We start from the raw sequence: 26,703 nt of genomic DNA on the forward strand, positions 1-26,703 counted from the left end.
TCATTCTAGATCTCCGACAAGTTGTTTTAGCTTTTTAATTTCTTCTTGCGATAGATTTTTCTTACTTAAAATAGAAGCCACAAGCTGGTCAGCAGCACCATTATACATCTTATTAATCAGTTCCGTAGTTTCTAATTCCCTCGCCTGTTCAATAGTTACAAGAGGGTGACAGATAAAATTTGGCTCAATTCGCTCTATGGCCCCCTTATCGATGCACCTTTTAATTAGCGTATAAGTGGTGGTTTTACTCCATCCAACTTGTTCTTTTAAGGTTTCAGCAATCTGTTTAGCTGTGGTATCACCCTCTTTCCATAGAACCTCCATAACCTTTAGTTCTGAATCATAAAGTTTAATTTCCATTACTACACTCCTTTTTGCAGTTTATTCTACTGCAGTAGAATATTGACAACTCCATTCTACTATAGTAGAATGGAGTTGTCAATATAATATTTTGAATTCTATATAAGTATCTATTAGTCTTTGCCTTCCTGAGTATAGCTTGTTTTTCTTATATAAAAAGATGATTCCATAACTAGAATCATCCTAAAGCACAAAAACTTTTTATACCACTAATTTTATCAAATTATTAGATGGATCTTTCGTAAATATATTATTATCTTCTTCTATTATCTCATAGCCTAGATTACTTAGATTATTTACTATATTTTCCCTTACATCTATATCAGGGAATATTATAGTATAATATTTCATACCTGCAGCATTGTCTGGCAAAGCTAGAGCATTCTTTCCGTTCCAAATATTTAGTCCTATATGGTGATGGTATCCTCCTGACGAAATAAATAATGCTGAATTAGCCATTTTCATTACTAAATCAAATCCTAACCCATCACAATAAAATTTTTTTGCTTCATCTAAATCTCCTACATGTAAATGGATATGTCCTATTATGGTCTCCTGTGGAATTTCACTCCATTTTTCTTCACCAGCATCAAATATAATACTATTATAATCTAAAGGATCTGTTACCATCTCTATTTGATTTCCTTTACGTTTCCATTCCTCACTGTCGATATCTCTATAGACCTCTATTCCATTCTCATCTGGATCTTCTAAATATATAGCCTCGCTAACGCCATGATGTGCTCCCCCGATTATAGGATAACTCTTTTCTCTTAGATGTTTTAAAAATAACCCTAGATAGAATCTATTTGGTAAAAGAAGTGCAAAATGATAAATTCCCGTTCTTCTTGGTAGTTTTGGTATTACATCATCAGGTTCTATAATTGTAATCATAGGATTAACTCCATCTGCCGTTAATGTCACTTCTTTTTCTTCTCTATCTAATACTCTAAATCCCATTATTTCTGTATAAAATTCTATAGACCTTTTTATATCTACTGCTTTTAATACTATCTGATTAACAAATATATCTGGTTTTTCATGAAACTTTGACATAAAATCACCCTCATACTTTTAGTAAATATAATATACCCAATAATAGGTGTTTAAATTATGTCAAACATAATAAATCCTACAGTATTTATAGCAAAATTAGCCATCATGTGAACTAACCATGAACTATATATATTTGAGTTAGATTCATTAAGATAATTGAAAATAATTCCTCCTGCAAATAAACCAACCATAGCTAATAAAAAGATCAATGGGCTAAACCAACTTCCCATAATCCCTATATGATATACTGTAAATGCAAAAGCACTTATAATATAGGCACTTTTTATTGCAATTAGTTTTTTAAGATTTAAAAATATAAATCCCCTAAAGAAAAATTCCTCTAAAAGAGAATTGATAAAAGAAATATATAATGCTACTAAAATAAAATTATTCTTATTTACTTTAAGATTTTCTGCTAGTATATTTTTGATACTATCTAAATCTATATATTTTTTTAATATTAAATAAGCACCAAGTATTATTAAATATACTAATAATCCAAGAATTGTTGAGATTATTAATTTCTTCTTAGACTTAACCTTAAATATATCTTTAAGGTTAATATTACTATCACAAAAAATATATATTAAAGGGATAAATAGAAACATTATTATCTTTATAGCTGACTTATACATATAGCCAGGATTTATAATAGCATCAACAATGGACATTATGGCTATAGATATAGCAGTGATTATAAGTATACCAATTATCGTTTTTCTTTTGTTCATTTTTGCACTTCCTCATGTTAGCTAGTACTAAAGCTTATTTTATATCTATAACTATATCTCGAATCAGTTTTATTTTCAATTAGGAATTTTAAATTATTTATTCTACTAAAATTTCATTTTTTATCCAAATTATACCTTTGCTGGGCATACATAAAATTGACTCTTGGATAAAATTCCAAGAGTCAATTGGTTCTAGCTTAGTTTAAATTAAGGGGTAACCGCTAGACCTATATCTATATATAAATCATCTAGTCTATAATAACTATTTCAAAAAATCTATTGATTTATTATAGTTGTTTACTAGCTGATTGAAAGTATCAATTAATTTTGATATATCTATTTTAATGTTATCTTTATCTTCCTCTATTTCCAATACATCTTTATCCATTTGTCTTGAAATTTGAAATTCTTGAACGTGTTCAGTCTTCCTTTGTAGTTTCCCAAAATATCCCCCTTTGAAACAATTTTCCTTAATAAGATCTTTTAAGTAAATCCATAAATCCATATTTCTATTTTATTTAACATTTTCTCACCTCCTATTTTAATGCTTAGATTTTGGATAGGTTTTTAATTACCAAGGACCTTATAAATAATTATATTGGAATATTATTTCATATTTTTTTCTAAGTTTTTAACATTTGTTTCTAAATTGTTACAAATTGTTACAAGAATATATGATTATTGGGCTTTTTCTTTAATATTTAATGATTTAAAATAAGCCTATAACCTAATGTATATATGATATTTACTAATGTTAATCATTTCCATTTTAAACTTTATTTATTGAGTGAATAGGATTTTCATACCAAAATATAGAATATAAGTATACTAGTATGTAGTGAATTTCAATGATATAATTAATATAAATTTATATACAATTCCACTTTCTAAATATTATATTTATTAAACTTAAGTAAAGTAATAGGGGGGATAATATTGCAATACTTAGGAAAGGTTTTAGTTGTAGATGATGATCAGAATATATTAGAATTAATAAAGATATATGGTGAAAAAGAAGGTTTTGAAGTTGTAGGAGTAAACAATGGCGATCTTGCATTATCTGTGTTCAATAGAGAAAATCCTGACGTGATAATACTTGATATTATGCTTCCAGGTAAAGATGGATTAACACTATGTCGAGATCTAAGACAGATCCGCATGGTTCCCATTATAATGCTTACTGCTAAAGGAGAAGAAGCTGATCGAGTCTTGGGGTTAGAAATGGGTGCCGATGATTATGTATCAAAACCCTTCAGTCCTAGGGAATTAATGGCTAGAATAAAAGCGGTTTTGCGTAGAACGAACACATATGAAACATTAGAGCATTTAAATATAAAGTACCCGGGATTGGAAATTATGTCTAGTACTAGAACAGTACTAGTAAATGGTAAAGATATAGCCGTCACACCAAAGGAATTTGATTTGTTATATTATCTTGCACAGAACCCCCTTCGTGTCTTCTCACGAGAAAACCTATTATCTGTAGTTTGGGGATATGATTACTTTGGCGATCAACGTACAGTAGATGTACACATACGAAGATTAAGGGAGAAGTTAGCCTCTTTAGACCATGAGTACTTAACAACTATTTGGGGCGTAGGTTATCAATTTACATCCCCATTAAAAGTAAAGGAAGTAGCCTATGAATAATTATATACAACTTATAGAAAAGCAAGCTAAGAAATCCTTACAAAAATTTAAAAAATTGGGATTGCTTTTAAGGCATTTTTTTAAAAAACAGTTCAATCGAAATATTTATACCAGAATATTGTTTATAAATATAATATGCTTTGTTCTTTGTCTAACTGCTTTAATAGCATTTTTTGATTTTTCGGTTAAACAGGTAACTTATAATCAAATTCAACAGGAATTATTACGAAAAGCTAAAAGAGCAAATTTTGCATTGTTACAAAAAGAAAGTTGGGATCAGCTTACACTGTCAGAATATGATAGTAGTAATATTGCTCAAAAGCAGCAAGAAAAAATCAAATTTTTATCTGATATCTTCGATGCAAAAATTACAATTTTTGATAAAAGCGCTAATATTGTAGCTACCTCCGCAAACCAAGAAATAGTACCTGGCTCTCAGGTAGATAAAAGCTTTGCCAAGGCAATATCTAGCGGCGAGACCATAACTGCAAAGGTTATTAATAAGGAAACAAAGGAGTTGACTTTTATCGCTGCCGTCCCTATGGGTGACAGTAATGATATTATTATTAATGGCATCCTCCTAGAAGCAACTCCTTCTAAACTTGACCATAATATAGCTAAAATGCGTCTATATCTAATATTAGTAGGAATATTTGTCCTTATTATGATTATTTTTGTTTCTATCTACCAAGCCGAGCACATTTCGAAACCAATTTCTGAATTAAGTACGGCCATGGCCGAATTAAATAGTGGAAACTATGTTACACAACAATACCATCCTGCCCTTGATGAGGTTAAAATATTAATAGATCAATTTAATAAGTTAGCAGAAAAAGTGCAAAAAATACAGGAGGAAAACAGAAGCGTAGAAGAGGAAAGGACAAGGCTCTTTTCTGAGATTTCCCATGAGCTTCGCACACCACTTACAGCTGTTCAAGGATTTGTAGAGGCTATACAAGATGGTATAGTTCAGGACAAGGATTTATTAAACAAATATTTAGAAATCATCTACACTCAGACTGTTCACATTAATAGACTAGTAGATGATATGCTGCAATTGAGCCGCTTAGAAAGCGGCAGCATAAAACTAGAAAAAACTCCTTTAAATTTAATAACTCTAGTACATAGAGTCATTGAATCCATGGAAGCATTAGCTCGAAGTATGAATATAAATATTATTTTTGAAAAAAATATAGACCAAGCAACGATAATGGGTGATATCGATCGAATTGAGCAGATAATCAGGAATCTGCTACAAAATGCTATTAATGCTTCAGAAAATGGAGAAATTATAGTTAAGATAGAAAGTTCCCCGAACTCTGTTATTCTAATGGTTAGAGATAATGGGACTGGGATATCTAGTGATGACTTACCTCATATTTGGGATAGATTCTATCAAAGCAAATCTCATAGAAATGTAGGTAAGGCAAAGGGTGGCAGCGGCCTAGGTTTAGTTATAGTAAAGCAACTTGTACTACTACATAATGGGAAAATTGATGTGGAAAGCCATCTTGGCATAGGTACTACTTTCTATGTACATTTTCCTGCTTTATAGTATCTTCTGCACCATAAAACTATCTTATTAGCTTCCAGTATATTATATTTGAAAACTCATTAAATATTATCAAAATATGAAAAGCATCTATCAACACGTTAAAGGTAGCTTTTCTTGGTCACTGCATAAACGACTTACACGAAATCAAAGATTTCCACAATCTGCTTAAAACTCATTAAGATCAAATTCTTGATATGGAATGTTAAAGCAGAACTTTTCTATTCGTTATAAAAATTCCTTGGATACGTAATCTCTATCCAAGGAATCTCTATAATTATTAAACTTAACTATTTTAATTATTCAAAGATTTTTGATTAGTTGTAGGATTCTATTTTTCGTACTGGAAATTGTATTTCAGTAATATATTCATTAGGGTCAGAAGTAATCCACTCCCCCTTTAAATATAATTCCCTCTGTGGTCCAACTATTTCATACTTATTCTCCTCAATCCATTTTGATATGGCATTATAGCCCATATGAAGAGTCTGATATGAACCTTGGTGAACGACACATACCATTTCTTTTATTCCCTCAAGTTCTTTAACCTTAATTCTTTCTGTATCAGGCAGGTCTTCATCTATTGGCTCAACTACCTCTGCATCAACTGATTCCTCCTTATAACCTGTATTATGATATATAACCATACATGGTGGAACTATCCTGACACCGTATTTTTCTATATGTTCTACTAATTCTTCCCATAAATGTCCCTGTTCACTATAGGATGGAATAGTATCTCTCAATGTGGCAACTTTCAAAGGTTCAACTTCCTTTAACACAATGTCATATTTCATAATATACGCCTCCTGTTTACATATTTTAATAAAAGCTTCAATACGATCTAATCTTGCTTGTTCACTTCTCACTCTGTCTGAGATTTCCGAATGCTTTAACTCCAAGAGAATTTGTATTTGTTTCGAATCCATATTGCTGTTTAGAATCAAAGCAATCTCATCTAAGGAAAATCCTATATCCTTTAAGGAAACTATTCGATTGAGTCTAGGCATCTGGCTTGCTGAATAGTATCTATATCCTGTGAAGGAATCAATTTTCTCTGGCTGTAACAAACCAAGGCTATCATAATATCTTAGTGCTTTAACAGTCACTCTATTTAGTCTAGCAAAATCTCCAATTTTAAACATTTCAATCACCTATACATGTATATTTTGAGGTCCTCATATAAATAATAAACCCTCCTGTACTAGGAGAGTCAATATAAATTTAATAAATGTTTAGATATTTTTAATTAAAATTATTAGGGATTATTTCTCTTAAATAATATTCAAAAAGTAAATCGAGGCATTATCTCGATATATTATTTTTTGATCTTTATGAATATTCGTCCTATGCATCTTTCAAATATTTTACAATTAATTTCTCTAGCTTTTGACTTAATTCTAATATATCCTCATTGCTCATTACTTTATCTTTTTCTATAACTTGCTTATTTAACTCATCTCTCATTACTTCAATCTGTTCTTTTAGCTCTTTTAAAGTATCCATTTTTTCTCGATTCTCACTTTTCTTCATTTTTTTCTCTTTATATAAATTTTTATCTGCTGTTCTTATAATATCTTCCATATTGTAAAAATCATTATTTGAGGCCACTCCTGCACTAATTTGAATATCTATGTTTTCTTTTACTGTTTGCTTATAAATTTGTCTTCTAATCCTTTTTATAACCTTATCTACAGCATTTTTATCCTGGCTTAAAAGTAAAACTATGAACTCATCCCCACCATATCGTATACCTATGTCTTCTTTTCTTATGCTCTTTTGAATGGCTTGCCCAACTACTTTAATAGCCTTATCTCCTTCTAGATGTCCATAACTATCATTAATCTTTTTTAGATTATCTATATCTATTAATATTAAAGAAAGATCTTTGAAACTAAGGTGACAGTGAATTTCACTATTAATCTGTTCCCAATAACTCCTACTATATAAACCTGTAACATCATCTATTAGTGTTTTACTACAATTACAGCATTTAGATGATTTCGGATTAATTATAATTATGTAATAAAGTTCATCACAAATATAAAACTTATCAATACCTATAAAATTATCTCCTGTAGCATACTGAACATGTAAATCAATAGGTAAATTCTCTAAAATTTTTAACTTTTTTAGGTAATTATAAGTTCTTTTATTGTCAATACTACTATAATAAATCCTATGTTCCTGATTCATTATAATTTGAATTATCCCATTAATTTCAAGGTCTTCTTTGTACATTACTGTAGCCTCCAAATTTATAATATGTTCTTCATTAGAACGTATTGTTGTATAACTTCATATAAAATACAATTGTTCCAATAAAGAACAGAAGGTGATGATTATGAAATTAGTATTAGATTCCAAGGAACGCAATATCGCAGGTTTCAGAGTAAAAACTGCAAGATTAAAAAACAACATGACACAAAAAGAACTATCAGTAAAACTCGAAACATTAGCTGTTTATATTGACAGAGCAAGCATCTCTAAATTAGAGCAGCAAAAAAGAATTATTACTGATATCGAATTAACAGCCTTATCTCAAGTATTAAATGTCAGTGTAAATTGGCTTTTAGGATTAGAAAAATAGCGCTTGTTCTAATAAAGAACATTATATCATTTACCCTTATTCTTGTAAATATAACGACCTCTTTTGTTATTCATATTCTTTAACGCTACAACATCTGTAGTACTAGCTCATTTTTTATTCTAATTTTATTACATGAAAGTTTTTCCTTAAAATAAAATTTCCAAGTGGATAACAGATAAAATGGAAAGAAAGGAATGAATTTAAACTATTTAAATTGTATTTCTTTATCTTTAATATATGCATAGATATATCTATAATCTTTTATAGAAAATATATTTTATTAAATAATAAATATTAATGTTATCATATATTTTATGGGAATAAAGTTAGAAGAATATTATGGAAAATAGAGCAAGAGGTACCTTTATAAATCTAATTTTAACATTATTAACTTAACGAATCCTTGAAAATCAACTAATAAATATATAAAAATATGAAGCTATCATATTTAGAATTGTATATGGATTAGCTGTTATAGAGATGTAAACTTATTTAATGATAAGAGTAACAGGAATGGGGAAAAACAATTTTTTATACTTACATCAGTAAACTTTTAAGGCATGTTAATTTTTTATCATTACCTCAGGGTTTAATAATTATATGTTTATTATTTTGTATTCCAATCCATGCCTAATAGTTTATGATTATTAGGCATGGGGTTAAAATAATAATTAGTTATTTATATTAAGCCATTTTTACTTGCAAAAGTAAAAATACCTATACCTGCGGCAATTGATAAATTCAATGAATCGACAAGATTTGAAGAAGGTATTTTCACACTTGTACCTATGTTTGAAAAACTTTCATCAAGTCCTGTTGCTTCGTTGCCAAACACTAAACTAAAAAGATTTTCCTTTGAACAATTATCAAGATTCAAACATATTTCTCCATTAAGCATAAAAGGATAAAATGAATGTTTTAGATAAATTGCTTTGTATTCTTCAAAAGAACTGAAAAATTGAAACTTAATCCTAAACAACGCCCCCATAGAAGCTCTTACAGTTTTGGGATTAAATATATCTGCAGCAGGAGTAATTATTGCAAGATTACATACATTAAACCCTGCCATAGTCCTCATTATGGTTCCAATATTTCCCATGTCACTTGGATTTACAAGAACTATATGAGGTTTTGTTTTTTCTAAAACATATGAATGCTTTTCAAAAACTCCTATAATATAAATATTTTCTTTCTGACTTATTCTTATAAAACTTTTATCATCATATAGAAAGGGAATTCTATTATCTTTGCAGAACCTCTCCATTTCCGCCTTATCAGAATAACTGGAATGGATATAAACTGCCTTGACAATTTCAGGCTTAGTTTTTATCAATTCATAGGTTGCATATGCACCATAGGTATAGGAATACTCAAAATCCTTTTTATATGGTTTTAAAGCTAATTTGTTTTTCATATAGACCCGCTCCTTAAATATTATGATTTTTAAGGATGCAAAGCCTAAATAATAAACAGAATTATATTACAGAGCGACATCTAACCTCCATGCAAAGCTCGCAGTCTGTTTATCAATAGACTTTGCATGGAGTGCGCCCAGCGTAATGCCAAAATTTATTGCCATTAGAATCACCTCCGTATGGTTAAATTTCTCAATAGATTAATAAGAAGTTTTATTACTGTTAATATATAATGTTTCAACTATAGATTATACTCATTTTCAACGGATTACAAGTATTTTGATAATTAATAAAAAAATCTAATGGCATAAAATAAAATTCCCAGAAATACTTACAAAAGTTAGCTTGCAAATACTACAGGGAATTTATATTTATTGAACTTCATTAAGTCTATTCCTGTCTAATCATCTGTAACATTTTCTAACAAAATACAATCCGTATCTATACCAAAATATGTTTTTGCTAGTTAGCCAATATGGTAAAATCGCTGATACCTTTTGTCTATTTGAAACGGCCTTCTAATGATATATATTGGTCAAACATTAATCTACTTACTTTTCCACCAAATCTATAGGATTCATGGTCATTATAATATAAATTATCAACAAAATCCTTTGTAAATAAAGATATAACATAACCACCATAAGGTGTATATACAATTCCACCATCATTTCTACAAGCATCCATGCTACCACTCTTTGAAGCAATAGAAATTAACTCTTCGTCACCAGTATTTTCTGAATCTAAGAAGTATTGAGGCAAATCCCTTGTTAGGATTGTATTATAATGTTGTTTTTTTAATATATCGATCATTTCCTCGCTGATTTCTTTGCTCCATAATTCTTTTTTATATAATAACTCAAAAAATCTTCCATAATCCCTTGGAGTAGTAGTTCCTAATTTACTGTATTTTTCAAAATCTATCTTATTGTGGAGGATAGTATCCTTCAAGCCTAAATCTGCACAGGTATTGTTTATATTATCTATTCCTAGTAAATCTATTAAAACATTAGTTGCAATATTATCACTAATTATAATCATAAGGGTTGCAAAGCTCTTAGCTGTCATCTCTACTCCGTAGTCTAAATCTCTTAATATCCCGCTTCCTACAACATAATTTTCCTTTTCATATTTTAAAATTTTATGGGGATTTATTTTATTTTCATGTATTTGCTTATATAATTCTGCTAATACAAAAACTTTAATAGTACTAGCTGTTTCAAATTTATCATCTGAATTAATCTCTATTATATTTCCTTTAAAATCATTTGCATATAATCCTATTCTTCCACTGAAATTATAAACTTCAGCATTGATTCTCGATTCTAATGATAATTTATTCATAAAAACCTCCTTATTTTTTCATATTATAAAAGTATAATAATAAAGGTAAAGGAGTAATCTCAATTATAAATGTTACTCCTTACCTATTCATCGCTGCTTTAAAAAATCATCTTACTTTATATCATTATAGTAAATACTGCCATTCTCTGTAACAAGAAGACCCTCAATATCATTTCGATAAGCACAGTATTCTACATCAGAATAAAGTGGAACCATTGCACAATCCTCAAATATACTCATCTGAATATCAGAAATCAATTGAGTACGTTTATCAGAATCTGGCTCATTTACACATTGATTTACCAAATCCTTGTATGCTTGGAATCCTTCCTTAGATTTGCTATTAAGGTCATAGTAGCAATAGTTTAAGATAAGAATTGGCTCTCCCCATTGAAGCACTTCTATTCCAGCATCATAATCATCTGCATTTATTTTCTCATATATATAGTTCCAGTCAATAGTCTCAATGCTCATGTCTATACCGATTTCTTTAAGTTGAAGCTGCATTTCCTGTGCAACGGTGACGCTTGTTCCCGAAGAACGGGCAAGGAAATTAAAGCTAAGTTTTTCACCATCTTTATAAAGGAAACCATCACTATTCATTGTATATCCTGCTTCAGCCAATAGAGCCTTTGCGCCCTCTACATCATTAGAAAGATTTTTTTTGAAATATTCTTCAGCCTTTTGACTATAATTTTGCATAACAGATGTAACCATAGCATACTCAGGCTTAAATGACCCCTGGCACATAACCTCCATAGCATCTCGGTCAAGGGCTTTCATAATAGCCTTACGGACACGAATATCCCTAAGATGCTTGCTATCCTGATTAAGCTCAAAATATTCAATGTTAGGAAAAGTGACATCTAATATTGTTATATCATCAGCTCCTGAAAGCTCAGCATATTGCTCCATATTGATACCTGTTAATATATCAATATCTCCCTCTTTTATAGCAGTATTGAGAGTAAATGCTTCTACATCCGCTATCTTAACAGTTATAGATTCAAGCCTAGAGGGTCCTTTGTTCTCCACTAATGGGTTGGAAGTCATGTAATAGGGATTAGGCTTAAGTATAACGTGGGAACCAGGAACAAACTCATCAACATAAAACTGACCATATGGAAGGGCACCCCAGAGAAGTTCGTCACGAGACATTGATTCAAGCTGCTTTTTACTTATAATTCCCATAAAAGGTTGTGTAAGAAAATATTCTAGGTCAGAGCGATACTCACTAAGATAGCAAATGACATCACGACCATCTACCTCCATGGATTTAATATTACTATATCCATAGCCCCAATCTGAGTCGGGTTCTCCATCACCATCTCTATCCTCAAGCCCATATTCAATTGATGCAATAAAATCCTCAGGTCCTAAAGGAGTGCCATCAGCAAACTTCATGTCTTCTGGAAATGTTAAACGAAAACTCATTCCATCCTCACTCACCTTATAATCAGAGCATATATTTGGAAGGAGCTTAGATGGATCATTGGGATCTTGAATCAAGAAAGTATCTGAAATCAGATTTTGAGAAGTATACCAACTAGAGCAACGGAATAAGTCAGTTCCCATCCATTCGCTATCATGCAAAGTTAATGTCTTGGCTCTCGATAAAGTATCCTTGGATTCACCATTAGAAGCTGACTCTTTAGAGCATCCAGCAGCACTAATTACCATCATCATGACCATTAACAGAACTAAAAATCTCTTTTTCATTCCTTTGTTCCTCCTTATATAATAATCTCAGACATAACGCATTAGCATTTAGTCCTAAATATATAATGATCCAGTATTTAACTAGAAAATTATAATTCGATCAAAAACAACTATCTGAATTTGCTAAAGTAATAAAATTAAACACTCTCCATTTGCCCTTCATAAATGAAACAAGATACTTGATGATTAGAGTTAATACTGTAATTCCTAGGGGTCATATTTTTACAACGATCAGTAACTTGTCTACAGCGCGAACTGAAACGACAGCCATCTGGCAAATTTATGAGACTACCTGGATCCCCTCCCATTAGCTCTTTTTTCTTTCCCCTAAGCTTGGGGTCAAGTATGGGTGATGCCGCCATAAGTCCATTAGTATAAGGATGCTTAGATTTATCCACTACCTCATTTGTAGGACCAAATTCTACTAGCTTTCCTAGATACATAACTGCAACTCTATCACTTATATATCGTATAACATTAAGGTCATGAGTTATCACCACATATGTCAACCCCATGTCCTCCTGCAAATCCAAAAGTAAATTGAGTATCTGTGCCTGAACTGAAATATCAAGAGCTGATGTAGGCTCATCCAAAATCATTATCTTTGGTTTGAGAACTAAGGCACGAGCAATGGCTATACGTTGAAGTTGTCCCCCGGAAAGTTGATGAGGATAACTATTAAGATACCTTCTATCCATTTTTACCATATCAAGTGCCTCATTAGCCTTCTCCATAGCCTCCTTCTTAGATTTTCCATGTAATATCATAGGTCGCATAATGGAACTTGCAACTGTTTGCCTAGGATTAAGATTTGATGCCGGATCTTGAAATACTACAGCTACATCTGTTCGAAGACGCTTTTCTTCTTCCTTAGTAGCACATCTCATATCTATACCATCTACCATAACTGAACCTTCCGTCGGTCTAGTGAGATTAAGTATTACCCTAGCAAGAGTAGTCTTTCCGCTACCAGACTCTCCAACAATTCCCACTATTTCTCCCTTATTAATAGTCAAGCTAATGTCATCAACAGCTTTAACCATCTGTTTTTTTCTGCCAAAGATCCCCTCTGATATTGTGAAATACTTCTTCAACCCCTCAATAACTATCATCGGTTCCTTAGTATTAGTACAAACATTCGCAGCTTTATTCATTAAAGGGCCTCCTCTCCGAAATGACAGCGAAAAAAGTGATCTTTGCTGACATTTCTAGTCTGTGGGTCAACACTGAAACATATATCCTTTGCCAGAGGACATCTGTTAGCAAAGCGACACCCTGGCTTCACATCTGTAAGTCTAGGTACTGCCCCATCTATGGTTTGAAGTCTTCCCTCAAACTTGGTCTTACGAGGTAATGCCTTCATCAAAAGCCGTGTATAGGGATGCATTGGGTTTTCAAATATCTGAAATACATCTCCTTGCTCCACTATCTCCCCGGCATACATAACCCCTATCCTATCTGCAACCTCAGCAACCAAACCAAAGTTATGGGTTATAAGCATTATAGATGTAGAAAATTTCTTTTTTAATTCTTCAATTATTTGAAGTATTTGTGCTTCTATAGTAACATCTAGAGCCGTTGTAGGCTCATCTGCTATCAAAAGTTCTGGATTTCGTGAAAGCATCATAGCTATCATTACCCTTTGACGCATCCCTCCAGAAAGCTCATGAGGAAAACTATGAACACGTTTTTCAGCGTCTGGCATCTTTACATCTCGATAGAGTTTCACCACCTGTTCCCAAACTTCTAGACGATTTTTATTGTCCATATATATAGCCTCAGCCACCTGTGCTCCTGTAGTATATACAGGATTAAGAGAATCCAATGGATTTTGAAATATCATGCCAATGTGTTTCCCACGAATTTTTTCCATCTGGTTGTCAGTCATGTCATTTAGCTTTTCTCCCTTAAAATATATCCCTCCACTTATACGCTCATTATGATCAGGAAGCAATCTCATTATGCTATGTGCAATTGTAGATTTCCCGCAGCCAGATTCACCTACAATCGCAAAGATTTCACCACGATTTATTGTCAAATTGACATCTTTTACAGCGGAAAGATATCCCCCCTTAACCTTGTATTCTATACTAAGATTATCTAGTCTTAATAACTCTTCACTCATTTCTTATACCTCCTTATTGGGAATTGAGACGTGGATCAAGCAAGTCACGTAATCCCTCTCCCAATAGATTAAATCCTAACACTGTATATACCAGTGCAAGTCCTGGGAAGATGCTCATCCATTGTGCACGATTAATGTATTTCATACCTTGGGCAATGGCAAGACCCCAGTCAGGAGATGGTGGCTGAGATCCAAGTCCTAGAAAACTCAAAGTTGTAGTGGACATTATAGTTCCTGGAAGATTCATGGACACCAAAACTATAAGTGACGGAATGACATTAGGCAATATATATCTAAACATCAAGGCCATTGGTTTTTCACCAAAAGCTATACCAGTTTCTATAAATGCCATGTTTTTTAATGCCATAGTCTTAGCACGCACAGTCCTTGCATAACTAGCCCAGTTTACGAGAGATATAGCTATAATAGAGTTTGTGAGACCTTTACCTAGGACTGTTACAACTGCCAATGCTAATATGGTGCCTGGTATACACCAAGTAACATCTACTATGAACATCAATATCTTATCAACTACTCCTCCAAAAAAACCACTTATAAGACCTATAGTCACTCCAAGAGTAAGTTGAATGGCTGCACCCAGAAGTGCAACCTTTAGGGTTATACGCGTTCCATTGATGATACGGCTAAACATATCCCGTCCAAAATCATCTGTGCCAAACCAATAGGTTCTACTAGGTCCTTGAAGTACTGCCTCCTTATGAGCCTCATCAAAAGGAAAAGGAGCTATTTCTTCTGCAAAAATAGCCAATATAACTACACTAATAAGAATTAAAAGACCTACCATAAAATTAATATTTTTCCAACTTGATTCAAAAAACTCCTTTGCTGGACTACTATTCATTAACGATCACCTCCCGAAATCGAAACTCTTATTCTTGGATCTAATAATCCTATAATAATATCACTAATTATATTAGATATAACAGTAAGCAATGAAATCACTAGAACACAACCCTGTACAACAGCATAATCCTGCTGAACAATAGAATTTATCATTAAGCTTCCCATACCTGGTATAGCAAAAATTCTCTCAGTTATAACTGCACCAGAAATCAACCAAGGAATAGACATAAATACTAAAACAGTTATAAGTATCAAAGCATTGCGAAGTACGTGTTTTATCATTACCCTACGTTCTGACAATCCCTTTGCATAAGCCGTAAGTACATATTTTTCACGGAAAACATCCAAAACTTCACTCTTAGTAAGACGTATGGTGCCTGCCAAACTTCCTATGACACCGCTAGCAATAGGAAGTATAAAATGTTTTGACGTTTCATATCCACTAAGAGGAAACCATTTTAGCTTTATACCGAATACAAGTATTAACAAAACTGAAATCCAAAATCCAGGAATAGCAGTTAACAAAAGTGTAATATTCACTATAATCCTGTCAATAAATGTATCCTTTTTATAAGCACAAAATAGACCTAAAGGCACCGCTATTAGTATTTCCATTAGGAGAATCCAACCGCATAGCTTAAGGCTTATGGGAATCCGCATTTTCATCATTTCCCATACTGGCTGTCTGTTCCTAAGGGAAATTCCAAAGTCCATTTTGGTAACTATACCTTTTATCCATTTCCAATATTGTTCGGATAAAGGACGATCAAGCCCAAACTCGGATTTCATTGCTTGACGTCGCTCGGGTGGAACTTTTCTGTCAACTAGCAGATCAATGGGATCTCCCGGCATAAGATGAAGCATGCTAAATACCAGCACTGTTACTACAAACACAAGAAATACTCCAATAATTAATCGCCTGATTATATAGTCTCTCAACAGATCATCTCCTTATTAGTATACTTGTCCTCATATGGGACATTAAATTCATAAAGCAAATCCTACTCTCCAAAGCAATTGATAGAAAAGCTTCCCTATAACTGAATGTATCTTTATTTAATTACATCAATTATTGTTGCAATTTTCATGCCATTTAGAAGTTATTGAATATTCTTAGTTCTTTAGAGTTTCAAAAAAAATAAGGGATGTTTTACATCCCTTTTACATGCCCATTTCTTCATCATCCGTGATGAAGAATCTTTTCTATTAATTTAATCTTGGCCCCTACCATTTTCTTCCTGATAGCTTCCTTCTCCTCTGCCCTTCTAAATCATAATAAATTGTTCTTGATACTACAAAACTATTTTTCCTTAAAAATTCTCTATTAAAGTACTCAAAATATGCTCCTGGAGAAATTAATCCTTGGATTTTCACTAAATCTATTCCTGCTTGACCAACTATAGTATCTGCCAGAAGAACACAATTTGTATTCATAGCGAAATAGGTTTTAAAAGGACCTTTTATGAATTTATAAAACTTTCCTTTAAGGTTTTCATATAGTATACTGGAATAATCTTTATATGGTTTCTCAGGTCTTATACCCATTTCTTCATCTATTCTGCTTTTAGGCTTCCATTCATATAAGTTCTCATGGATCTCCTCTATTTTCTCTCTAACTCTTATTTTTTGCTCCTTTGTCAGCTTAAGTCCAAAACCAAAAAGAGTCTTTCCTAAATGAGACTGAGAAAAGGCTATATATTTTTCTTTATCTTCAATTTCCACTAAAACCCCATCAGATATAAGTCCGCCTAACTTAAATGTAGATTCATCATAACATCCATAGGTCATGATCTTCCCTTCAAACCAAATATCAACATGGCCAAAGGCATAGGTTCCTTTTTCTGCTACATGTATGAAAACCTCTAAATCACAAGGAGTATTTTCTTTGAAATAAACTAAATCTTTTTGACTCAACTCTTCTGTTTCAAAAGCCTTATTTATCTCCATTAAAATCTTATGAGGAATAAGAGCAACCATAAAAACAGGAAGGCTTATTCTAAACCTTCTTTTAAAGGAGTTCTTTGTTTCTAAAGGAAGTCCTTCCAATAGTCCATCCATAAGAAAGGTAAATCCATAGAATAGAAAAAATGTTCCTATTAGATTTGAAAGAGGTACAAGATATGCTAAAGGTTTAGTAACCATCATTATTCCAAAGAAGGTCAAAACAATTGCACCTACTAAAATAAAAAATCTTCTAGATACTTTATTTTTTCTATATTGTAAATAAATCAAAAATCTAACAACTCCACTAAAAAAAGCATAAATTCCAAAGGCTATAGGAAGGACTGAGACTACTTCTTCAGGGATAAAGTAAATAATTAACGCCATTACTAAATTAACTACAAACCCAAATAACCTTGATATAGCAGTAAGTCGTTTTTTTCTAAGGGGTGTGAAACCCATAAGCTGAAACATCGCTATAATAGCAAAGAGTATCACTAATAGGTTTAATAAACTTCTTACTGCAAACATAAGGATATTCTTTTGTGTTAAAAATATTATCCCAAGACCTAAGTATAGAAGTCCTGAAAAAACCATTGAAAAAACATCGATATCCTTTATCTTTAAATACTTAATGTCCATATATCTTCACCTGCCTAATATATCTTTTAATACATTTCTAATTATTTCTAATTTATATAATAGATACCCTTTTCTACATTATATTATAAAATAGATCATAATAGACAGTTCTTCTATAAAACAAAAGAAAACTCTAGAAATATTCCATTATAATAATTAAGTAAAAATAAAAAATATTAGTGAACTCACTAATATTTTTTATTTTTACTTAATTTCTAATTATCTAAAATTAAGCTTTGTTTCCAAACAATTGTCTTAATCTTGGAAATAATATATTATTTTCTAAATGGATATGCTTAAATAAGTCTGATTCCATTTCTTGAAGTTTTTCATATGTTAATTCAAAAGTAGGACATACATCATCAGGAATTTTATAATCATCAGTTACTATCCTTAATTCCTTAAGAATATCACCTGCCCCAGTATGTTCTTTTTCTAATTCGTTGATTATATTTATAGCTCTTTCTAAATCAGCATAAGACTTAGTTCTTGCATATTCTCTAACTGCTGGATATTGCATCGTTTCTTCCTTATTTAAATGTTCTTCCAATTCCATCTTAAGTGTATTAAATAATTTATGGACCTTTGATAGCTCTGGATGACTTTGTCCATGAACTTTTAATATTGTAGTAGTCAGTTTGCTAATCCTCGGAAGCTCATCCCAGAGATATGCATGGTGTTTATTAATTATATACTCAACCAATTCAATAATAGGTGCTTCTTGCCAGTTTATATCTTTGGAATCTAAATTATTTGCAAACTCTTCATACAATTTATTTAAATCATCAAGTATCTTTGTTTCATTAAGCCCTTTTTCTTCTATAGCTACAATCAATGATCTATCTCCACCACAGCAAAAATCTATTTTATTTTCAATAAATATATCTGCAGCTTTTGGAAACTTCGCTACTATCTCACCAATTCTTTCGGAACTATTGAACTTACTCATTTCCATCCCTCCAATTTATTTAAGCTAAGACATCACTATTAAATTTATTCTTATAATAGTATTATATCTCTTATTTTATAATTTAATTATAGAAGAGATTAAATGAGATTACCTTGACCTAGGTCAAAATTTTAGACTTTTCTTATTTTTTAACAACAATTTTTATTATATATATTAGCTTATATAGAATTTATTGAGGGAGAACCCTCCTTGCCGTATAATAGCTATTTGCATAGTATCCCGACATAAGTGTTGTTATCTTTACTACATCTCCCGACTGAGGAGCATGTACAAATTCACCGTTCCCTACATATACCCCTACATGATTTATAGTCTTACCATTCCTTGCAAAAAATACTATATCTCCATATTGTAAATCCTTTTTTGATACATAGGTTCCTGCACTAGCCTGAGACTGTGATGTTCTTGGTAATTCTATTCCCAGCTTTGCAAATAAAGAATAGACCAAACCAGAGCAATCATAACTATTAGGACCTATTCCACCCCATTTATAGGGCTTCCCTAACTCCTTGGGTATAAGACTTTTCAATTTTACCTTTAAAGAATCTTCTTGCCTATTTGCGGTGGCACTTCGGGATACGGTTAAACTATTTCTTGAGGCTCTCTCAGATGCTAAAACCTTATCATACATTCTTTTTACAAGAACTATTGCTTCTTCCCGAGAAGTATATTCATTAGGATTAAATTCATCGTCGCCAACTCCACTTATAACTTCTACACCATATAAATAACCTACAGCTTCCTTTGCCCATAGAGAAATAAGATTGTAATCTTCAAATTTATACTCATATAAATCTGAATAATTATATCTTGGTTTCGCTACCTGTAAGGTACGATATATAATTACACTCACTTGTTCTCGAGTAATGTTTTCATCAGGAGCAAATATTCCATTTTCTTTCCCCGCTACTATTCCTAACTTATTTGCCATTATGATCTTAGGGTTTTGTGTATCAGTAAATGGTTTTTCTTCTCCCAGCATAATTTCTTTTCCACCTAAAACCTCATATAATGATACGGCAAGTTCACTAAATTCTTCACGTGTAATATTATTTCTATAGTCTCCTTGAATCCTCTCAGGGATAAGGTCAATCTCCTTGGCTTTATCAATTTCCTCTTTCGCCCAACCACTTGGATTATCCATTCCATTTTGTGATAAAGCTAAACTAGCATATGTATTTTGGGGCTTTACAGTAATAACAACAATTATAAACATTAAAACTAGGCTAATCTTATTAAATATTTTTATCATTGGTTCCCACCTTTCTAGAAAGTATAGTGATAGAAATTAAACTGTAACCATTTTGTAATGTTTACATATTACCACAAAAACCTATGATTTGTTCCTTCCTTATTAAACCAACCCATCCAATACTTGGTGATTGTCAAACAAAATAAAAACTATCCTACTTATAATGAGTGCTAAAAAATCTAAGCTTAAAGATAAATCTATAAACAAAAGAACAATTACAGATATCCTCCATAATTGCTCTCTTATATTCAACCTAATTACTTTATTCCATATTTTTTTGCATACTCATAGCAGTCTTTTCTTGCCATTTATGTCCTCTATATCGGTGGATAAAAAATGTGGCTCTTACATACCAATCACAAATCATGGCTATCCAGACACCAAACATTCCAAAACCCAAATATCTAGCAAATAATATACCCAGTCCAATCCTTGTAATCCACATGGAACCTATACTTATTATCATGGCATATCGCACATCATTTGCAGCCCTTAGTGTATTTGGAAGAGTAAAGCCCAATGGCCACACTAAGCAAGCATTTATTCCATAGAATATTATTATCTTTCGTGCCAGCGCAGTAGTTTCTGGTGACAGATTATACAACTTAAGTATAAATGGAGATGACAATATTATAATTCCGTTTATCATAGCTAAAGCCATATAAGCATATTTATGAAGTACCTTTGTATAATATCTAGCCTGATCATAATCTCCTGCCCCAACACACTGACTGACTACGGTAACTAAACCCAGTCCTATTGCAGCACCTGGAAGAAATTGAAAGGCGGTAACCGTATTTGCAACTGCATTTGCTGTAATAGCAGCAGTTCCAAAACCTGATACTACACTTAGTAATAATATCTTACCCAGCTGAAACATACTGTTTTCTATTCCATTTGGTATTCCTATCTGAAGGATATTCTTAACCATTTTACTATCAAATTTATATTCGAAGGGCTTACTTATATGGATAACAAGACTTTCATCCCTAAGCAATAAGACTATAATTACAGCAGCTGCAGCCCTAGATAGAAATGTGGGAATAGCAACCCCCTCAACTCCCATACGAAATCCGTATATTAATATTGCATTTCCCACTACATTTATGGTGTTCATTATTAGGGAGGTCTTCATGGTTATTCTAGAATTTCCCATGGCCCTGAATAAGGCCGCCCCACTGTTATATACTGCTATGAATGGAATACTTGCAAATACAATCATCATATAGGTATTTGCATATTCTGCAACGATTGGCTCAATCGATCCAAATACCACGTTTAATATAAAGCTTCTACCAGCATACATCACTGCCATTATAACTAGTGAAATAAGTGTTACAAATACTATGAGCTGTTCTCCTGCCTTTGAAGCTTTTTCATTCTGATTTCTTCCTATATATTGCCCCGCAACCACGGCTCCACCCGTTGCTAGTGCTGCAAATATATTTATAAGCAGAATATTTACTGAATCCACTAAAGATACAGCTGATACTCCGCTTTCCCCAACACTGGCAACCATTATGGTATCTGCCATACCGACAGCAACTGCCAGCAACTGCTCAACTATAAGGGGCATAATGAGATAAATAAGCGTTTTTTTGGAAAAAATATAGTTTTCTTTCATATCTTTCTTCAATGTTTCAAGTCCCTTCAAAATAAAAAATCCATCTAAGTATCAGAAGACAGATTTCCTTAATTTATATAATTTGACATAATTATATTAGAAAAAATTCAACAAGTCAAATCTCATTGTTAAAATTTTTATTACACATAAAGAGAAATATTAAAAACAGGAGATTTCATGAATATTTTCCATTTTTTTCTCCTGCTTTTGAAGAACTTTATTTTATTGGAACAAAATAAATAATATCTTAGATACACAATTTAATTAATATGCATTTTATAAATATTGTAAATTAATTTAAATTCGCATCATACTTATTTTATTTAGTGTTAATTTTATGCTTCTTTAAAAATACAAAATTGCATATTAGTGAAATGATGAACACAAAAACAAACAAATATCCTATTGGTATTAATGCGAATGGCTCAACCAATGTCCCATCTGGCAAAATCTTTGCACCTATAACATTATAAGTAATGAAGCAAATTATAGCTGCTAAAGCTGAAACCAACATGGAACCTTTTAGAAATGAAGCCCTTTTATCCCTTTTCCATTTTGCTGAAATATTTTCCACTACTTTTATCTTCTCATCTGAAATAGTTGGCTTTTCTAAACTCATTTTAAGTTTTTCCAATTCTTCTACGCATTGCGTACATTCGACTAAATGTTCTTCTATCAGCAAAGAACTTTCTTTACTACAAACTTTATCATAATACAATGGTAACAAATCTCTAATAACTTCACATGATAATCTCATATTAACTTCTCCTTTAATTTTATTCTTGCACGATGATAAGTGACTCTTGCCCAGCTTTCTGTTTTCCCAAACAATTCAGCTATTTTTGAAAATGATAAATCTCCAAAAAAACGCAATGTAAATACTTCTTTATACGGTTCTTCTAAATTATGGAGTATCTTATGAATTTCAAATACACTTTCATCGTCAACTAATATTTGTTCAAAACCAGAATCAAAAACATCGGCTATATCTTCAATGCTTTCAAAATTGTTTTGTTTTTTCTTTAAATATGAAAAATATGAGTTTTTAGCAATTTGGCAGAGCCAAACACTCATCTTACAATTTCCTTTGAAGCTATCAATATTTTTTAATGCTTTAAAAAATGTTTCTTGTGTTATATCCTCTGCAATACTCTCATTTTTAGAAAGACATAATACATATCTGTATACATCCTTGAAATATTCGGAGTATATTTCTTCAAATTCTGTCACATTCTCACCATCCTTCATATATAAGACTATCATTTTCGTATTTCGTTACAACATTCCACAAAAATTTATTAAGCCACCTACAAAATCAAGTGGCTCAATAAAGAATATATAAATTTTATCTTGAATTAGAATAATATATCTTATAAAGTTATTTCCTTCTTTAAAGCCATTGGAATTATTGCTATTGACTTGTTGCCTTATTCGGACAATGATTGCTTTATGAAGCTAAGTCTTTTATCCTGCTTAAATGATCTTCTTGAAGGATTTCCTTCAACCCTCAAAATTATATCATCTGTTAAATCATAGATTGATGACCAAACAGTATCAAGTCCTTTCTTACGGTCATATTGACACATAAATCCCATCTCTCCAGATAAAAGAGCTTTTGCAAAATCTAGTGAATAATCTTGGATATTAGTAAATGCATTTACTAATGTTTCATATCGCTCATGAGAATGTATATCATCAACACCGTCAAATTGGTATTCTTGCATTTCACAAGATACAAAATGATTGGTTGTAAAGACATAACTTTTTCCTTCCTTAGGGGCTAGGATAACAACCTTATCGCAATTACATTCCACAACTGCAATATTACCAGACTTGTCTGCCAGTGTAATTGTCTGCGGTGAAGCAATAGGAATTTTTTTTAATTCTAAAATAGCTTCATCTGTTGTTTTACATTTCTCTAAAATATATCTGACAAGCATTCCTGCATTAAATCCAGGTTTTATTTTTATGGGATAAATAAAAGTCAATCCAGCTGCTAATCCATGTTCATTGACACCGTCTTCTATTTCTGTCCATGCAGTGGTATTGCCGACAAATGAATAAGCATTATTAAGTTTATAATAAGCGCTGTCACACAACTTTTCCATACTCACAATAAAATCACTATTTTTACCAAAGATGATTTTTCCCTTGTAAGAAAAGGCAAAACAAGAGCATTTATTATCAAATATAAAGCAATACATAGTGAAAAGAAAGTCTGCTATATGCATATAATCAATTTGTAATCCATCTGCCATTCCCTTTATTTCTTCAACTATTTCAGGATAAAATTTCTCATAAATCGGTAGACATTTTGCTGCAAATTCTTTTCTCTCATCATTCATAGGTATGTTATCTATAGGATTAACCCCTTTTTTACGCAATATATCCCCATAACGTAGTCCGGCTTCGTAATGACTGCCTTTCCATCTTGAATGATACATAATTTCACTCTCCTATTTTCAGTTTGAGAGCTAACGTTAACTCATACTACAAGCTTAGTTTAATAAAATTTTTATGTCAAGAACTATATTAATATTGTATATTCCCTTTTATAATTTCCTTATAAATATTCATTTCTAAACTTATTTTATAATAAAAAATCAGGAGAGTTCATGAAATTTTTTCCATGTTCTCTCCTACTTTTGAAGAACTTTATTTTAGGGGGACACAGTACCAAATACCTCAGATATATAATTTAACTAATGTAAATTTATTATGAATGATGTGTCTTAAAAATATTTATAATAAAATAAAACTATTCTATTATCTTTATTGAAGTTAATGGGATTGTTATAGTTTCATTATTGAAATTCACAAACACAGAAACATCATTATAGTTTTTTTCTAAATATTTAATAGAATCGAAGTAACATTTATATATACCAGAATGTGGGAAATTATCATGTTCTATTTCTAATTTCTTATTATATACACTTTCATCCTTTACCAAAATATCTACAAATACTTCAGAAGGTGGCTCAAATTCCTCTGTTACTAATTTAATTACTAATTCACTATTATAACCTATAGCCATATTTAGAGATGCTCTCCATGCATCATTACTCCCTGTCATATCAATAGTCCTATTTTTTGTCATATTATATCTTGCTATATAAAGAATCAAACATATGCCTATAAGTACAATGGTTATTATAATCTTCAAATGATTTCTTTTCATAAATATCACTCCACTAATCTTTCTATTTCAATGAATAATAATAGTAATTACTACATTTTTAAAGATTAATATCAGTCGCACCACATAATTCTACTGATATGCCTTATAAAAGTATTGCCGATTAGTTAAATATTCATATTCCATAATGAATTACATATTTATTTTCATAAATTGCCTTTTGTAATAATGTAGTTAAGTCAATTAATTCCTTTGATGTTTTAGAACGCTTATCAGTTGATATTACTTTATAAAAAGCTTCCAATGATTCTGGCGGAATGATGGTAACTCCCCATCTTGCCAATGCAAAATTAGGTCTACTATAACTATGAAAATAAGTTTTTATAAGAGACAATTCATCCCACCAATCATCTAAAATATCGTCATCAATGGCAATACAACTATACTTTTTAGACTCATACTCCAAAGAATAATCTTTATCTTTCTCAAATTTATCTATAATACCAAATTCAGCAACACAAGCCATATTATCACCAACTTTTTTGATACATTATAATTTAAATAATTCTGCATCTCATTAATCATCTATAATCTTACTCCATTCTACCCCATTTCATCTCTTCACCATGTGTATCATATTTTTTTCTTTTAGCTTTGATTTCTTCTATTTCTATTCTATATACATTAGTTCTTTTTAACCCTGTTTTAATAGCCATGTTAAAGTAATCCATCTTTGTTGGAGTGTATTTCTCACATATAAGTTTCATAGCTTTAATTTTTTCTTCCATATCCTCTACTAATTTTACTTTACCTTTTACAACTGCTGACTCATACTCTGTTGTAAAAACACTGCTAATAAGTAATACTGTCTTAGATTCATCCTTTACTATTTCATCTAATTCTTCTTTTGTATAATTTTCTGGTACTTTTACTTCTCCTACAAAAACTACACTAACATTCGGGCTTTTCTCAAATAACTTTACTTTTCTTCCATCCATTGCTGAGTGAAAATATAAGGTATTTTCATCTCTAACAATTGAAAGAGGGATTCCATAAGATTCACTATCTTCATCTACCATGGAAATAACTCCATATCTTGACTTATCTATGATTTGATTTCCAAACTCTGCACTCATTTCTCTGTCTTTTCTTCTCATAATTTTCACCTACCTAATTAATAGATTATTTTTATATCTAAAAATCATTAATTTCCTTATTTCATATTCTATCTAAACAAGCCAAGTTCTTCAAGAGAAATCAGGATTAATATGGGAAGTGATAAGGAGATAAGGAAAGGGAATTATAGTGATTTCAAGGGGTTAAAAAGAAGGGGAAAAGAAAAAGGATATAAAAAAGCAGGAGAGTTCATGGGATTTATTCCATATTTTCTCCTGCTTTTGAAGAACTTTGTTTTATTAATACAATCTCTTGTATCCATCAAACAAACTCGTCTCACAATCAAAATAAACCTCTTTCACGAACACCCTTCAAACCCCTGGAAACTCTAACTTGTTATTCTATTCCATTTCCCTACTAATTTCCTTTTTCCTTAAACCTGCCCTTCTAAAGTCCTTACATTTTCTAATTTTTACCTTAAAAACCGAAAATAAAGTACTTATAAAATGATGTTCTAGAATGAAGATGAATGAGTGGCTTTTATCCATTTCTCATGTCCATTTTCTTTTCTAATCAATCTTCCAATCCATTGATTTATCTGAACTTTAGCCTT

The 26,703-nt window shown here is 31.4% G+C and carries 27 protein-coding genes; 4 read left to right on the top strand and 23 right to left on the bottom strand.

The window, feature by feature from the left end:
* The 4 genes from KQI38_RS11590 to KQI38_RS11605 form a co-directional block, all read right to left on the bottom strand.
* Positions 1-360 carry a BlaI/MecI/CopY family transcriptional regulator gene (locus tag KQI38_RS11590; RefSeq protein WP_216559588.1) on the bottom strand — a complete coding sequence of 120 codons (360 nt, stop codon included), beginning with the start codon at positions 358-360 and terminating at the stop codon, positions 1-3.
* Between the two features lie 201 nt (positions 361-561).
* A complete protein-coding gene (locus KQI38_RS11595; RefSeq protein ID WP_216559590.1) occupies positions 562-1,416 on the bottom strand; it encodes a VOC family protein in 855 nt (284 codons plus the stop codon).
* Between the two features lie 50 nt (positions 1,417-1,466).
* The gene (locus KQI38_RS11600) at positions 1,467-2,147 is read right to left on the bottom strand and encodes a CPBP family intramembrane glutamic endopeptidase (RefSeq protein WP_216559592.1); all 681 of its coding nucleotides are present in this window, start codon (positions 2,145-2,147) and stop codon (positions 1,467-1,469) included.
* A gap of 262 nt (positions 2,148-2,409) precedes the next feature.
* Complete coding sequence (locus KQI38_RS11605; RefSeq protein ID WP_094898863.1) at positions 2,410-2,652, bottom strand: hypothetical protein; 243 nt, start codon at positions 2,650-2,652, stop codon at positions 2,410-2,412.
* Between the two features lie 431 nt (positions 2,653-3,083).
* On the opposite strand from KQI38_RS11605, the gene KQI38_RS11610 reads away from it, so the two are divergent.
* The gene (locus KQI38_RS11610; RefSeq protein WP_094898862.1) at positions 3,084-3,797 is read left to right on the top strand and encodes a response regulator transcription factor; all 714 of its coding nucleotides are present in this window, start codon (positions 3,084-3,086) and stop codon (positions 3,795-3,797) included.
* The gene (locus KQI38_RS11615; protein ID WP_216559594.1) at positions 3,790-5,352 is read left to right on the top strand and encodes a sensor histidine kinase; all 1,563 of its coding nucleotides are present in this window, start codon (positions 3,790-3,792) and stop codon (positions 5,350-5,352) included. Before KQI38_RS11610 ends, KQI38_RS11615 begins: the two co-directional genes overlap by 8 nt.
* A 314-nt stretch (positions 5,353-5,666) precedes the next feature.
* Here the strand turns inward: KQI38_RS11615 and KQI38_RS11620 are convergent, their stop codons facing one another.
* Both KQI38_RS11620 and KQI38_RS11625 read right to left on the bottom strand, forming a co-directional pair.
* On the bottom strand, positions 5,667-6,494 hold the full coding sequence (locus tag KQI38_RS11620; RefSeq protein WP_094898861.1) for a MerR family transcriptional regulator: 828 nt from the start codon (positions 6,492-6,494) through the stop codon (positions 5,667-5,669).
* 202 nt (positions 6,495-6,696) lie between these two features.
* The gene (locus tag KQI38_RS11625) at positions 6,697-7,590 is read right to left on the bottom strand and encodes a diguanylate cyclase (RefSeq protein ID WP_094898860.1); all 894 of its coding nucleotides are present in this window, start codon (positions 7,588-7,590) and stop codon (positions 6,697-6,699) included.
* A 103-nt stretch (positions 7,591-7,693) separates the two neighbouring features.
* On the opposite strand from KQI38_RS11625, the gene KQI38_RS11630 reads away from it, so the two are divergent.
* Positions 7,694-7,939, top strand: a complete 246-nt coding sequence (locus KQI38_RS11630; protein ID WP_094898859.1) for a helix-turn-helix domain-containing protein — start codon at positions 7,694-7,696, stop codon at positions 7,937-7,939.
* A gap of 679 nt (positions 7,940-8,618) precedes the next feature.
* Here the strand turns inward: KQI38_RS11630 and KQI38_RS11635 are convergent.
* The 17 genes from KQI38_RS11635 to KQI38_RS11715 all read right to left on the bottom strand — a co-directional run bounded on the left by KQI38_RS11635 (position 8,619) and on the right by KQI38_RS11715 (position 26,131).
* Positions 8,619-9,353: a TrmH family RNA methyltransferase gene (locus tag KQI38_RS11635; RefSeq protein WP_094898858.1), complete on the bottom strand. Its 735-nt coding sequence runs from the start codon at positions 9,351-9,353 to the stop codon at positions 8,619-8,621.
* A 502-nt stretch (positions 9,354-9,855) separates the two neighbouring features.
* A complete protein-coding gene (locus tag KQI38_RS11640) occupies positions 9,856-10,698 on the bottom strand; it encodes a serine hydrolase (protein ID WP_216559596.1) in 843 nt (280 codons plus the stop codon).
* A 111-nt stretch (positions 10,699-10,809) separates the two neighbouring features.
* Positions 10,810-12,417, bottom strand: coding sequence for an ABC transporter substrate-binding protein (locus KQI38_RS11645; RefSeq protein ID WP_216559598.1), 1,608 nt, complete (start codon positions 12,415-12,417; stop codon positions 10,810-10,812).
* A gap of 137 nt (positions 12,418-12,554) precedes the next feature.
* A complete protein-coding gene (locus tag KQI38_RS11650) occupies positions 12,555-13,571 on the bottom strand; it encodes an ABC transporter ATP-binding protein (RefSeq protein WP_216559600.1) in 1,017 nt (338 codons plus the stop codon).
* Entirely contained in the window at positions 13,571-14,542 is a 972-nt protein-coding gene (locus tag KQI38_RS11655) for an ABC transporter ATP-binding protein (RefSeq protein ID WP_216559602.1), read from the bottom strand. The genes KQI38_RS11650 and KQI38_RS11655 overlap by 1 nt, the downstream gene beginning before the upstream one ends.
* A 13-nt stretch (positions 14,543-14,555) precedes the next feature.
* On the bottom strand, positions 14,556-15,404 hold the full coding sequence (locus KQI38_RS11660; RefSeq protein WP_216559604.1) for an ABC transporter permease: 849 nt from the start codon (positions 15,402-15,404) through the stop codon (positions 14,556-14,558).
* Positions 15,404-16,345: an ABC transporter permease gene (locus tag KQI38_RS11665; RefSeq protein WP_216559606.1), complete on the bottom strand. Its 942-nt coding sequence runs from the start codon at positions 16,343-16,345 to the stop codon at positions 15,404-15,406. The genes KQI38_RS11660 and KQI38_RS11665 overlap by 1 nt, the downstream gene beginning before the upstream one ends.
* A 285-nt stretch (positions 16,346-16,630) precedes the next feature.
* Positions 16,631-17,989, bottom strand: coding sequence for an HdeD family acid-resistance protein (locus KQI38_RS11670; RefSeq protein ID WP_216559608.1), 1,359 nt, complete (start codon positions 17,987-17,989; stop codon positions 16,631-16,633).
* 229 nt (positions 17,990-18,218) lie between these two features.
* Entirely contained in the window at positions 18,219-18,938 is a 720-nt protein-coding gene (ric, locus tag KQI38_RS11675) for an iron-sulfur cluster repair di-iron protein (RefSeq protein WP_216559610.1), read from the bottom strand.
* Between the two features lie 190 nt (positions 18,939-19,128).
* On the bottom strand, positions 19,129-20,211 hold the full coding sequence (locus KQI38_RS11680; RefSeq protein WP_216559612.1) for an NlpC/P60 family protein: 1,083 nt from the start codon (positions 20,209-20,211) through the stop codon (positions 19,129-19,131).
* A 262-nt stretch (positions 20,212-20,473) separates the two neighbouring features.
* The gene (locus KQI38_RS11685; protein WP_216559614.1) at positions 20,474-21,865 is read right to left on the bottom strand and encodes an MATE family efflux transporter; all 1,392 of its coding nucleotides are present in this window, start codon (positions 21,863-21,865) and stop codon (positions 20,474-20,476) included.
* Between the two features lie 289 nt (positions 21,866-22,154).
* Positions 22,155-22,592, bottom strand: a complete 438-nt coding sequence (locus KQI38_RS11690) for a DUF3955 domain-containing protein (RefSeq protein ID WP_216559616.1) — start codon at positions 22,590-22,592, stop codon at positions 22,155-22,157.
* On the bottom strand, positions 22,589-23,083 hold the full coding sequence (locus KQI38_RS11695) for an RNA polymerase sigma factor (protein WP_216559618.1): 495 nt from the start codon (positions 23,081-23,083) through the stop codon (positions 22,589-22,591). Before KQI38_RS11695 ends, KQI38_RS11690 begins: the two co-directional genes overlap by 4 nt.
* A 179-nt stretch (positions 23,084-23,262) precedes the next feature.
* Entirely contained in the window at positions 23,263-24,279 is a 1,017-nt protein-coding gene (locus tag KQI38_RS11700) for a C45 family autoproteolytic acyltransferase/hydrolase (RefSeq protein ID WP_216559620.1), read from the bottom strand.
* A gap of 314 nt (positions 24,280-24,593) precedes the next feature.
* Positions 24,594-25,016: a hypothetical protein gene (locus KQI38_RS11705; RefSeq protein WP_216559621.1), complete on the bottom strand. Its 423-nt coding sequence runs from the start codon at positions 25,014-25,016 to the stop codon at positions 24,594-24,596.
* A 133-nt stretch (positions 25,017-25,149) separates the two neighbouring features.
* Positions 25,150-25,500 (bottom strand): hypothetical protein, encoded by a 351-nt coding sequence (locus tag KQI38_RS11710; protein ID WP_216559623.1) that lies wholly within the window; start codon positions 25,498-25,500, stop codon positions 25,150-25,152.
* Positions 25,501-25,567: 67 nt separating this feature from the next.
* On the bottom strand, positions 25,568-26,131 hold the full coding sequence (locus tag KQI38_RS11715) for a pyridoxamine 5'-phosphate oxidase family protein (protein WP_216559625.1): 564 nt from the start codon (positions 26,129-26,131) through the stop codon (positions 25,568-25,570).
* Positions 26,132-26,242: 111 nt separating this feature from the next.
* On the opposite strand from KQI38_RS11715, the gene KQI38_RS11720 reads away from it, so the two are divergent.
* Positions 26,243-26,482 carry a hypothetical protein gene (locus KQI38_RS11720; protein WP_216559627.1) on the top strand — a complete coding sequence of 80 codons (240 nt, stop codon included), beginning with the start codon at positions 26,243-26,245 and terminating at the stop codon, positions 26,480-26,482.
* Positions 26,483-26,703: the final 221 nt, after the last annotated feature.

The organism is Tissierella carlieri, assembly GCF_018917285.1.
GTDB lineage: Bacteria > Bacillota > Clostridia > Tissierellales > Tissierellaceae > Tissierella > Tissierella carlieri.